This window comes from Saccharothrix longispora (genome assembly GCF_030852425.1).
Taxonomy (GTDB): domain Bacteria; phylum Actinomycetota; class Actinomycetes; order Mycobacteriales; family Pseudonocardiaceae; genus Actinosynnema; species Actinosynnema longispora.
Genome location: NZ_NSDM01000001.1, coordinates 777,102 through 788,171 on the forward strand (window position 1 = coordinate 777,102; position 11,070 = coordinate 788,171).

An 11,070-nucleotide genomic window follows, 5' to 3' on the forward strand; every position below is an offset into this window, starting at 1 on the left:
CGAACGTGGGAATTATTCAGTCGAACGAGGCGAACGTGACTTTTCTTCGCTCACGTTGTCCGCCGGTTTCCGCCGAGGCGCGGTCGCGCGCCGCGCCGGTCACCGCTCCCGCGTCAGCCTCAGTTCGTGCACCCCGCGCATGACGAACTCGGCCCGCTGCCGGGGCGGGGCGGCCAGGGCGATGCCGGGCAGCTTGCGGGTCAGGGAGGACACGGCCGCCTGCACCTCGATGCGGGCCAGCGGTGCGCCCAGGCAGTAGTGGATGCCCATGCCGAAGCCCAGGTGGGGGTTCGGGGTGCGGCCGACGTCGAGGACGTCCGGGTTCGCGAAGACGAGCGGGTCGCGCGCCGCCGCGCCGAGCAGCGCGGCGATCTTCCGCCCCGGTTCGACCACGTGACCCGCGATCGTGACCGGCTCGGTCGCCGTGCGCTCGAACAGTTGGAGCGGCGAGTCGTAGCGGATCAGCTCCTCGACCGCGGTGGGCAGGAGGGCGGGGTCGTCGAGGAGCCGCTGCCACTCGGACGGGTGGTCCACCAGCGCCCGCACGCCGTTGCCGATGACGTTGACCGTCGCCTCGTGGCCCGCCATCAGCAGCAGCACGGCGGTCGCCACCAGCTCGTCCACGGTGAGCTTCGCGCCGTCGGTGTCGGTCACCGCCACCAGGTCCGACACCAGGTCGTCGCCCGGGTTCGCCCGGCGGTGCGCCACCAGGTCGCGCAGGTACGCCACGAACTCGCCCGCCGCCCGCTCGGCCGCGTCCCGCTTGTCCTCGGCCAGGCCGTACTCGTACATCTTCACGATGGCGTTCGACCACGGCTGGAGCAGCGGCCGGTCGTCGGTCGGCACGCCCAGCAGCTCGGCGATCACCTCGACCGGCAGGGGGGAGGCGACGTGGGCCAGCAGGTCGGCCGAGCCCGCGGAGTCGACCTCCGCCACGAGCCCGTCCACGAGGCGGTCGGCCAGGTCCGCGATCCACGGGCGCAACCGCTCGACGTGACCGCGGCCGAACGCGGCGGCCACCAGCCTGCGCAGCCTGGTGTGCGTGGGCGGCTCGTTCTCCAGCAGCGAGTTGCGGTGCAGCAGGTTGAACGAGCCGAACCGCTCCAGCGGCGTCGCGTCCGTCCAGATCCGCCCGAGCGCCCGGTGCCGCAGCACCGCCGACGACGCCGCGTGCGACACCGCCACGGCGATGCCCATGTCCTCGTGCCAGTGCACGTCCCCCTGCTCGCGGAGGGCGGCGAACACCGGGTACGGGTCCGCGATGAAGGCGGGGTCGCGCTGGTCGAACGTCACGGTCACGGTCACGGACGGTAGGTCTTGAGCTGTGCTCGCGTCCATCCGAGTGTGGTTGTCCACTCAAACATTGAGCGAGCTGTGACATGACGTAGTCGAGTTGACCCGCTCGGTGCTCCACCTGGAGCATTCACCCCGTGCCGCCCGAGATCGTCGCCCACCGCGGGGCGTCCACCCGCCGCCCGGAGCACACGCTCGCCGCCTACGACCTCGCCCTCCGGCAGGGCGCGGACGGGCTGGAGTGCGACGTGCGGTTGACGAAGGACGGTCACCTCGTCTGCGTCCACGACCGGGTCATCGACCGGACGAGTGACGGGCACGGCAAGGTGAGCGACCTGACGCTCGCCGAGCTCCAGCGGCACGACTTCGGCGCCTGGCACGGCGGCGAGCCCGCCCCGGTGCTCACCCTGGAGGCGCTGATCGGCCTCGCCCAGGACCACGGCACGCGGCTGTTCGTCGAGACGAAGCACCCCGTGCGGTACGGGGCGCAGGTCGAGCGGACGTTGGCCGCCGTGCTGAACCGGCACGCGGTCGAGGCGGTCGTGATGTCGTTCTCCGTCTTCGCCGTGCACCGGATCAAGAAGCTCAAGCCGGACGTGCCGACCGTGCTGCTCTACGACCGGCTGTGGCCGCGCACGCTGCCCCGCTTCGTCGACTACGCCGGTCCCGGCGTTCACCTGCTCAGGCGTCACCCGGATCGGGGGCAGGGTGTCTACACGTGGACCGTCAACGAGCCGGCCGACATAGCGTTGTGCCGGGACCGCGGCGTCCGGTTCCTCGCGACCGACAACCCGGAGGAAACGCGCGAGCACCTTGCGGCTAACTTGACGCCCGACCAGCCCTGAGACCCTGGAGGCGGCGGTGGCGAAGCGGACGGCCGTGAAGGACGCCGTGAAGGACAAGCCGGCGGGCGGCGTGAACCCGCGCCAGCCGTGCCCGTGCGGCTCCGGCAAGCGCTACAAGGCGTGCCACGGTGCGGCGGGTGGCGCGGCGGACGTGATCGTCTCGCGCCCCTTCGAGGGCCTGGCCGCCGAGGCCGAGCTGATCGCGCTCCGCGAGTTCGTGCCCTCGGCGACGGTGACGCTGCCGCTCAAGGACGGTTCGGCGCGCGAGATCACCCTGGCCACCGTGCTGCCGATGGCCGCCGCGGGCCTGGTCCGCGCGGACGGCACCGCGTTCGTCGGCCTCCAGGTGCAGACCCGCTCCGGCGACCTGAGCCGCGACCTGGCCCGCGCCGTGCGGTGGGCGCTGAACGCGGAGACCGGCGACGCGCTGCCCGTGGTCGGCCCCGACAACGGCGACGACCCCGGCCGGTTGCAGGACCTGCTCGACACCGGGGCCACGCTGAGCCCCGACCTGCACGCCGACTTCGCGTGGTGGCTGCCGCCGGACAACGAGCCCACCGGCGACGTCGCCCTGTCCCTGGAGCGCGCGAACGCCGCGATCCTGCCCACCGAGCGCGTCGACGCCCCCGGCGTCGAGGCCGCCTACTGGGTCGACGCGGGCGACAAGGCGCACCTGCGCTGGGTGCGGCCCGAGCCGGAGGAGACGCTGCTGGCGGCGCTGGCCCGGCTGTCCGTGCGCGGTGAGCTGGACCTCGGCGAGGGCTCCCGGTACGCGGGCTCGTTCCGCGCGCACGGCCTGCTCGTCCCCGTGTGGGACCTCGACCGCGAGCTGCACTCCAGCGAGTGGGCGCCGGGCGCGGAAGCCCTGGGCAAGCGCGTCGACGAGGCCCTGGCCGGCCTCGACGCCGAACCGCTCACCGAGGCGGAGCGCCGGGCGCGCGACGGCCTGCGCGGTCGGCAGATCACCCTGCGCTGACCTGTCCACAGGTATCCCCACACCTGTCCACAGGTCCTGTGGACAACTCCCGTGGACGGGTGTGGACGACGAGGAGTCCGCGTGATCCTCCGGATCAGCTCCAGGGACGACTGGGCCCGCGCCCGCGAGGAGGGCGCGGTCCCGCTCGACCCCGACGGGTTCGTGCACTGCTCCGACTGGGGCACCGTGCACCTGCCCGCGAACCGGCTGTACCCCGCCCGGCACGACCTCGTGCTGCTGGTGGTCGACCCCGAGGGGTTGCCGGTGCTGTGGGAACCGGGGGAGACCGGCGAGGACGGCCCGTGGTTCCCGCACGTCTACGGGCCGGTCCCGGCGGACCACGTGGTCGCCGTGCACGAGTTCGCGCCCGACGCGGACGGGCGCTTCCGGCCCCTGCCCGTGTCGTGAGCCCCACCCCGCCCCACCCGGGACCCCGCCGGTCCTGATCCGGCCCGGTCCCGGGGCAACCGATCCGCCCCCTCGTGCGTGGTCTTCACGTCGAGGAGGAGGAGAGGTGGCGGGGTGGTCGCGGCGACAGCGGACGAGCGCGTGGCCGCGGGGTCGGTCGCCGACTTCGCCGAGTTCGCGCGGGCCGCGCTGCCCGGCCTGCTGCGCTACGGCCACGCGTTGACGGGCAACCCGCACGACGCGGCCGACCTCGTGCAGGCGGTGCTGGAGAAGGTCGGCGCCCGCTGGGCCTCCCTGCTGCGCAAGGACCCCGACCCGCTGGCCTACGCGCGGCGGGCCATGGCGAACACCCACATCAGCCGGTGGCGGCGGCGCAGGCGCGAGAACCTCGTCGCCGACCTGCCCGACTCGCCCGCCCACGCGGCCGCGGACCGGCTGGAGCACGAACCGCTGTGGCGGGCGCTGCGCGAGCTGCCGCCGCGCCAGCGCGCCGTCGTGGTGCTGCGCTTCTACGAGGGCCTGTCGGAGGCGGAGATCGCCCACACCCTGGGCATCGCGCGCGGCACGGTCAAGAGCCAGAACAGCAAGGCGATGGCCGCGCTGCGCGCACGAGCGGAGGAGTGGTCGTGAACCTGGAGGACGACCTGCGGGCGCTGCTGGCCGACGAGCGGCTCGACGTGCCGGTGCGGGAGGGCGCGGAGGGCGCGCTGGTGGCACGGGCGGCCAGGCGTCGGCGCAGGCGGGCGGTGGGCGCGGTGGCCGCGTCGACCGCGGTGGTCCTCGCGGTGGGTGGTCTGGCCACCGGCCTGCGCGTCGGCGGCTCGGAACCCGCGGCGCCCCCCGCCCCGCACGTCGTCACGGTCACCGTGGACCCGCCGCCCGGGTACGGCCCGCTGCGCCTGGGCGCGGGGGAGCGGGCCGTGCGGGACAGCGGCCTGCTCGGCGCTCCCGTCGACCTGCCCGGCGGCTGCCGCCGCTACCCCGCCCACGACGGCGGCGCGGTCGTCGCCTCGCCCGACGGCGTCGTGGTCGGGGTGCGACTGCCGCAGCCGGGCACCACCGCCGCCGGGATCGGGGCGGGGTCGACGACGGCCGAGCTGGCCGCCGCGTACCCGGGCGCCACCGGCCTCGTCGTCGCCATGCCGGGCCGGCCGCCGTGGCGCTACTCGTTCACCGCCGAGGCGGGGCTGATCACCGCCGTGGAACTGGAGATGGAGGACTCACCGTGCGACAACCGATGACCCTGCGACCGATGACCCTGCGACGGACGACGACCCTGGCCGCGCTGCTCGTGACCGCGATCGCGTGCGCGCCCGGGACGTCGACGTCCGCGTCGGCGTCCGCGCCGACGTCCGGGACCGACGCGGCGCCGGCCGCCACGACGACCGGGAGCGCGACCGGGATCGCGACGGGCGTCACCGCCGCGAGCACCGTCACCGAGACGGTCGTGGCCGGGGCGCCGACCGTGCTCGACCACGGAGGCCTGGGGCCGATCCGGCTGGGCGACACGTTCGCCGAGGTCGAGGCGACCGGTCTCATCGGCGGGCGGAGCAGCCCCGCCACCCGACCGTGCGCCTACCACGACTTCGTGCTGCCGCTGCGCGGCTCGGTGGTGTTCGACCAGTCCCGGACGGCCGTGTCGATCATCATCACCCGCGGACCGGGCACCCCGGAGGGGCTGCGCAACGGGGACGAGCCCGCCAGGGTGCCGGAGCTGTACCCGTCGGCCGTGGCGAACGAGTACGGCCACAAGGTCGCGCTCGACACGGGCAACGAGTACTCCGCCTACTCGATCGACGGCACGGTCATCACCAGCCTGGGCCTGAGCCGCATCGGGCAGACCTGCCACGAGTGACGCGTCAGAGCGCCCCGCCGGCCGCGCGCGGGGCGCTCGCGTCGGCGCCGTCGCCCACGTTCTCGCGGGTCAGGAACGCCTCCACGTGGAACAGGTTGCCGTCGGCGCGGTCGACCACGGTCAGCAGCGTGCTCATCGCCGCGACCTCCTCCACCTGCTCCTTGAGGAACCACTGGAGGAACTGCTCGCCGATGTAGTCGCCCTCGTCGCGGGCGGTCTTGGCGAGCGTCACGATCTGCTCGGTGACGGTCCTCTCCTGGGCCAGCGCGAGCACGACGGGCTCGCGGGCCGAGGCGAAGTCGTTGCGGACCTCGTCGACGCCGGGAATGGTCACCGGCAGTCCGTTGTCCATCAGGTGCCGCACGATCATCATCGCGTGGTTGCGCTCTTCCAGGGCCTGCTTGTAGAAGTGCGACGCGAGGCGCGGCAGGTCGTTGCCGTCGTACCACACCGCGATGGCCAGGTACTGCTGCGATGCGGTCAGCTCGTTGCGGACCTGCTCGCGCAGCAGGTCGTGGAACTTGGTCCCGGTCGTCGACGAAATCTTCTTCAGGTTGATGGCCATGACCCGAGAATATCTCGGATTATCTTCCCGCGCATTGAAGGCAAGGCTCTGCACAATGAGGAAAGGGTTGCCGAAGAAAGCTTAGGCAACCCTTTCCGGAGAATGTCACACGAGTGGCGCGCGGTCGATCGGGCACGACATGCAGCGCGGTCCGCCGCGCCCGGAACCCAGTTCGGAGCCGCTGATCCGGAGCACCTCGACGCCCGCGTCCTCCAGGCGCGCGTTGGTCTCCACGTTGCGCTCGTAGGCCACCACGAGGCCGGGGCCGACGGCGAGCGTGTTGTTGCCGTCGTCCCACTGCTCGCGCTCGGCCGTCACCGGGTCCAGGCCGGTGTCGATGACCCGCAGCCGGTCGATGCCCATCGCCTCGGCCGCCGCGTCCAGGAACGGCCGCCGGTCCTCCACCACGACGCCGCCGTCGCCGTCGGACCGCACGGGGAAGGCGAACAGGCTGTCCCGCACCGCCGGGTACATCACCACGGCGTCGCGGTCGACCATCGTGCACACCGTGTCCAGGTGCATGGTCGCCCGCTCCTGCGTGATGGGCACCGCCAGCACGGTGTGCGCGAGGCCGTCGGCCAGCGCGGACCGGGCGAACGACTCGGCGCCCGCGGGCGTGGTGCGCTCGCCCACGCCGATGGCCAGCACGCCCGGCGCGAGCAGCAGCACGTCACCGCCCTCGACCGGCGCGGAGTGCGCGCCGTACGCGCGGCCGGTCTTCCGGAACCTCGGGTGGTAGGCGTAGATCAGGTCGGTGAGCGCGGTCTCCCGGTCGCGCGCGGGCAGCGCCAGCGACGTGATCGCGACCCGGTCGCCCACCCACACCGACGAGTCGCGGGTGAACAGCAGGTTCGGCAGCGGGTCGACCGCGAAGTCGATCGGGTGGTGCATCTTGCGCACCAGCGACGCGCCCTCGGCGGCCGGCAGCTCCTCGAACGTCATGCCGGTCATCAGGGCGGTGGCCAGCTGCTCGGGGGTGATCGACGTCAGGTGCGAGCGCAGCGCGTCGGCCAGGTCGATGCCCAGCCGCCGCTCGTTGACCGCGCTGTGGATGCCCGCGATCCGCGCCCGGTCGTCGTGCAGGGCGTCGACCAGCAGGTCCGCCAGCAGCAGCACCTCGGCGCCGCGCCCGCGCAGTACCTCGGCGAACGCGTCGTGCTCCTCCTGCGCGCGGTCGACCCACGGCACGCCGTCGAACAGCAGCTGGTCGTTGTTGCGCGGGGTGAGCCGCTTCAGCTCCGCGCCGGGGCGGTGCAGCAGCACCGTGCGCAGGGGGCCCACCTCGCTGTCGACGCGGGGCGCGGGGAACGGTCGGCTGTCGGCGGCCTCGGTCCGGGCGATGTGCGCAGTCACGCGTTCGAGGGTAACCCGGTACCGGTGCGATCAGCAGCTCGGAGCGGCCCGTCGCGGCAAAGTCGATCGCATGCGGACGTGAACGCGGCGTTTCGTTGCGCAACTTGCAGGCTCAACCGTTGATTTGTTGCGCGCCGGTGTGCACCCGCCGGTCGGTGGCGCAGGTCGGCGCGCCTTCACACCAAAGCGTGAACCAGCGGCTCAGCGCTTAACGCATCGCGGCGTCGTGCCGAGAACCGGTTGTCAGACCCGGTCGTCCGCGGCGGCCGGACCGCACGTGGTGGGCGGCGGCCCGCGCCGGCCGCCGCCCACCCGTGCCGGTGCTAGCTGCTCGCCGCGGGCACGACGAGCGCGACCGTGATCGCGGCCTGCACCTCCTCGATCGCCTTCCGCACCGCCGTCGCCGCCCACTCGCCCTCGGAGATCGCCTTCAAGCGCCGCTTCACGTCACCGCGCGGCAGGGCGGCGAAGACCCTCCGGTCCTGGCCCACCGCCTTGACCAGCGCGCACAGCGCGGCCGTGCGCGGGTCGACCGGCCCGTCCCCGGCCACGGCGGCGTGCATCCTGGCCCGCGCGTCCGCCTCGGCGTCCGGCTCGCGGCCGTCCGGCGCGGGGAAGCGGGTGCGCGGGAAGACCAGCAGCACGCGCCCCTCCTCGCGCCGCAGCACACCGCGCTCCACCAGCCCGTCGAGCACCCGGTCGGTGAGCCCCTTGCCCAGCTTGTCCACCCAGTGGCCGGGCTTGCGCGGCTTGTCGTCGGCGATGCGCGCCAGCGCCCCGTCCAGCAGCGGGTGCCCGGTCGGCGCGGGGTCCACGACGGCGACCTTCCGGTCGACCACGTCGACGCGCCCGGCCAGCGCCAGTTCGACCAGCAGCGCGCCGGCCAGGCCGTAGCCCAGCGCGGGCTGCCCGAGCCTGCGCGTGCCGTCCTCGTCGTCGTGCACGAGCAGCGCCAGTTCATCCGCAAGTGTCACGTCCATGTCACAACCCTAGGGTCGGCGGACGAAGCGGACACCCGGACGGCGTGGCGGCCCCGACCCCGCCGCTACGGCAACCAGGACACGTGCCCGCGCAACGCCGTGTAGCCGACGAACGCGACCACGTCGAGCAGGGTGTGCGCCAGCACCAGCACCCACAGCCGGTTCGTCCGCTGCCACACCCACCCGAACACCAAGCCCATCACCACGTTGCCGACGAACCCGCCGAACCCCTGGTAGAGGTGGTACGACCCGCGCAGCACCGCGCTCGCCACCAGCGCCGTGCCGTCCCGCCACCCGAGCTGCCGCAGCCGGGTGATCAGGTACCCGACGACGAGCACCTCCTCCGCCCACGCGTTGCCCGCCGCCGACAGGACCAGCACCGCGCTGCGCCACCACGCCTCGTCCAGGGTCGCCGGCTGCACCGCCAGGTTCAGCCCCAGGTTCCACGCGACCAGGTAGAACACCAGCCCCGGGATGCCGATGACGGCGGCCAGCCCGAGGCTGCCCAGCGCGTCCGGCCCGAGCCGGGTGCGGTCGAGCCCCAGCACCCGCAGCCCGATGCCGCCGCGCCACAGCAGGTACAGGCCCAGCCCGCCCCACGCGGCCAGCTGCACGACCCCCAGCAGCTGCGCGACGAGGTCCAGCAGGTCGAACCGCGCCTGCGGGACGTTGATCGCGACCTTCTGCTCGTTCAGCGGCACCGGGTTGAGCAGGCTGTCCAGCAGCCGCACCAGGCTGCGCAACCCGGACAGGCCGAGCGTCATCGCGAACACGAGGAGCAGCTCGACCCGGTAGCCGGTGCGCTCCCGGGCGTCGAGGGGTTCGATCACCCGCGCAACGTTAACCGCGCCGCGCCAGGAACGGGCACCCCATCAACCCGCGCAGCTCCACCGCCAGCTCCTGCGGCGTGCCGACCGGGCGGGAGAACGCGATCCGCACGTCGTGGTCCTCGTCGGGCATCTCCACCCGCAGCCGCAGCCCGAACCGGTCCAGGCCGAGCGGGCGCACGTGCCCGCCCCGCAGGTGGTCCGGCAGGTGCCCGGCGAGCAGGCCCACGACGTCGCGGTGCGACAGCTCCAGGTGCCGCAGCCAGTGGTCCTCGTGCGCGGCGAACGGGTCCGGCTCCGCCTGCGCGAACAGCTCCGGCCGCACCGACGTCGTGCCCTCCGCGTCCGCCACGACCAGCGACGCCGGGCTCAGCACCAGCGCGCTCGCGCCGTGGCCCACGTCCAGCAGCCTCGGGTCGGGGCGTTCCTCGGCGACCTCCAGGCACGCCTCGCGCGCCTCCCGCGGGTCCAGCGCGCGCAGCCACCCGGTGATCCACAGCAGGCCGCGCACCGGCTCGCGCAACGGCACGGGGGCGTGGTCGGCCAGCTCCAGCATCGCGGTCAGCTCCGCCCCGCGCGCCGCCCCGACCAGCGGGTGCTCGTCCGGCAGCACGATCGTGGCGCTCCCGGACGGGTGCACGTGGTGCAGCACCGGGGTCACCCGGTGCTCCGCGCCGTCCGACGGCGACAGGGCCGCGCGCCCACCCCGGGCGGCGATGGTGCGCGCTCGCTCCGCCGGGTGCGGGGCGGGCGGTCGACGCGTCTCGTCCATCGCTCACCTCCAAACTTAGGGCAGCCTAACTTGGTGGGCCCGTCGGCGGAAGTCCCACGTCGGCGCACCGCAGGGTAGGGCGTGCCGTGGTCGTGCGCCGGTTGGCCTATCCCGTCCGGGTGACGGCGGCCGTAACCTGATCACGCCGAGCGGGCGGCGGGCCTGGGGAGGTGGCCTGGTGGGCGTGCCGGACAAGCCCTCCACCGAGGGCGCGGCCCTCGACGACCAGTGGACCAGGTACTGCCTGGAGATCGCCGGGCGGCGGGTGTTCTGGTGGGTCGTGCTCGGCGCGGTGGCCTTCGTGCTCCAGCTCGTGCTGATCTTCGCGCTCGACGTGACCTCCGCCCTGCCGCTCGTGCTCCTGGTGTTCTCCGCGCTGGTCACGGGCCTGGGACTGACCCGGCGACCGTCGTTCCCCCGCGGCCTCGACCACCGCGCGTGGATCCACGTGCGCGTCCACTGGCGCGGCGGGCGGCTCGTCGTCCACGGTGAGCGGCCCGTCGTCCTGGACGTCAGCGCCGGCCCGCTCGTCCGGGGGCGCATCAGCGGGCACCGCCGCGCCTGGGTCGTCGCCGCCGACCGCGCCGGCAACACCGTCGTGACGTTCCGGGGCGTGCCGAGGCTGTTCGCGGCCCGCGTCGTGCGCGCCTGAGGTTTGCTGATCGTCCCGCGAGCCGACCCCGGGAGTGGAATTCCGGTTTCCTGGGAGCTGTGGTGGGCGAAACGTGGGTGCGGAAGTGCCTGGCCGGATCCGACCGGCGGGCCGTGGGGTTCATCGGCATCGCGCTGGTGGCGTTCGTCGTGCTGTGGCTCGTGTCGGAGTGGCTGGGTTCGCGCTGGGTGTTCGTGCTCTCGCCGCTGTGCCTGGAGTTCGCCGTGCCCGGTCTGCGGCACTTCCTGACCCGGCGCAGCCTGCGGCGGCTGCTGGAGACGTACCCGAGGCACGCCGTGCCGGTGCACTTCGTGCCCGGTCGCGCCCGCGTCGGGTGGCAGACCTACCTGGAGACCGAAGGGTCCGACCGCACGTTCCTGCGCCTGTCCGAACTCCCCGAACGGGTGCGCGAGAACATCCGCCGCGGCGGCCAGGTGTGGATGGCCGGCCCCGACCCGCGCGGCCGGGCGGCCGTCCTGACGCGCGGCGCGCCGTTCCTCACCCTGGGCCGCGTGGTGATCCGCTGACCCGGCCCGCTCAGCAC

The 11,070-nt window shown here is 73.8% G+C and carries 14 protein-coding genes; 8 read left to right on the top strand and 6 right to left on the bottom strand.

The window, feature by feature from the left end; genetic code table 11:
- Nucleotides 1-99: 99 nt before the first annotated feature.
- Nucleotides 100-1,338, bottom strand: coding sequence for a cytochrome P450 (locus CKY47_RS03980; protein WP_306744209.1), 1,239 nt, complete (start codon nt 1,336-1,338; stop codon nt 100-102).
- Nucleotides 1,339-1,430: 92 nt separating this feature from the next.
- Here CKY47_RS03980 and CKY47_RS03985 point away from each other — a divergent pair, with 92 nt between their 5' ends.
- The 6 genes from CKY47_RS03985 to CKY47_RS04010 all read left to right on the top strand — a co-directional run bounded on the left by CKY47_RS03985 (nt 1,431) and on the right by CKY47_RS04010 (nt 5,377).
- Nucleotides 1,431-2,138 (top strand): glycerophosphodiester phosphodiesterase, encoded by a 708-nt coding sequence (locus tag CKY47_RS03985; RefSeq protein ID WP_306744210.1) that lies wholly within the window; start codon nt 1,431-1,433, stop codon nt 2,136-2,138.
- Between the two features lie 16 nt (nt 2,139-2,154).
- Entirely contained in the window at nt 2,155-3,114 is a 960-nt protein-coding gene (locus CKY47_RS03990) for a DUF5926 family protein (protein WP_306744211.1), read from the top strand.
- Nucleotides 3,115-3,195: 81 nt separating this feature from the next.
- Nucleotides 3,196-3,522, top strand: coding sequence for a DUF952 domain-containing protein (locus tag CKY47_RS03995; RefSeq protein ID WP_306744212.1), 327 nt, complete (start codon nt 3,196-3,198; stop codon nt 3,520-3,522).
- A 114-nt stretch (nt 3,523-3,636) separates the two neighbouring features.
- Nucleotides 3,637-4,152 carry a SigE family RNA polymerase sigma factor gene (locus CKY47_RS04000; RefSeq protein WP_306744213.1) on the top strand — a complete coding sequence of 172 codons (516 nt, stop codon included), beginning with the start codon at nt 3,637-3,639 and terminating at the stop codon, nt 4,150-4,152.
- Nucleotides 4,149-4,763, top strand: coding sequence for a hypothetical protein (locus CKY47_RS04005; RefSeq protein WP_306744214.1), 615 nt, complete (start codon nt 4,149-4,151; stop codon nt 4,761-4,763). Before CKY47_RS04000 ends, CKY47_RS04005 begins: the two co-directional genes overlap by 4 nt.
- A gap of 11 nt (nt 4,764-4,774) precedes the next feature.
- On the top strand, nt 4,775-5,377 hold the full coding sequence (locus CKY47_RS04010) for a hypothetical protein (RefSeq protein ID WP_306744215.1): 603 nt from the start codon (nt 4,775-4,777) through the stop codon (nt 5,375-5,377).
- 4 nt (nt 5,378-5,381) lie between these two features.
- Here CKY47_RS04010 and CKY47_RS04015 read toward each other — a convergent pair whose 3' ends face one another.
- From CKY47_RS04015 to CKY47_RS04035, 5 genes are all read right to left on the bottom strand, one after another.
- Nucleotides 5,382-5,942 (bottom strand): ferritin, encoded by a 561-nt coding sequence (locus CKY47_RS04015; RefSeq protein ID WP_306744216.1) that lies wholly within the window; start codon nt 5,940-5,942, stop codon nt 5,382-5,384.
- Between the two features lie 105 nt (nt 5,943-6,047).
- Entirely contained in the window at nt 6,048-7,295 is a 1,248-nt protein-coding gene (locus CKY47_RS04020) for an arginine deiminase (RefSeq protein ID WP_306744217.1), read from the bottom strand.
- A 323-nt stretch (nt 7,296-7,618) separates the two neighbouring features.
- Nucleotides 7,619-8,275 (bottom strand): GOLPH3/VPS74 family protein, encoded by a 657-nt coding sequence (locus tag CKY47_RS04025; protein WP_306744218.1) that lies wholly within the window; start codon nt 8,273-8,275, stop codon nt 7,619-7,621.
- A gap of 65 nt (nt 8,276-8,340) precedes the next feature.
- A complete protein-coding gene (locus CKY47_RS04030; RefSeq protein ID WP_371320604.1) occupies nt 8,341-9,105 on the bottom strand; it encodes a CPBP family intramembrane glutamic endopeptidase in 765 nt (254 codons plus the stop codon).
- A gap of 10 nt (nt 9,106-9,115) precedes the next feature.
- Nucleotides 9,116-9,874 carry a DUF2470 domain-containing protein gene (locus CKY47_RS04035; RefSeq protein ID WP_306744219.1) on the bottom strand — a complete coding sequence of 253 codons (759 nt, stop codon included), beginning with the start codon at nt 9,872-9,874 and terminating at the stop codon, nt 9,116-9,118.
- 178 nt (nt 9,875-10,052) lie between these two features.
- Between CKY47_RS04035 and CKY47_RS04040 the strand changes: the two genes are divergently transcribed.
- Both CKY47_RS04040 and CKY47_RS04045 read left to right on the top strand, forming a co-directional pair.
- Nucleotides 10,053-10,526, top strand: coding sequence for a hypothetical protein (locus tag CKY47_RS04040; protein ID WP_306744220.1), 474 nt, complete (start codon nt 10,053-10,055; stop codon nt 10,524-10,526).
- 62 nt (nt 10,527-10,588) lie between these two features.
- Entirely contained in the window at nt 10,589-11,053 is a 465-nt protein-coding gene (locus CKY47_RS04045) for a hypothetical protein (RefSeq protein WP_306744221.1), read from the top strand.
- The last annotated feature ends 17 nt before the right edge of the window (nt 11,054-11,070 follow it).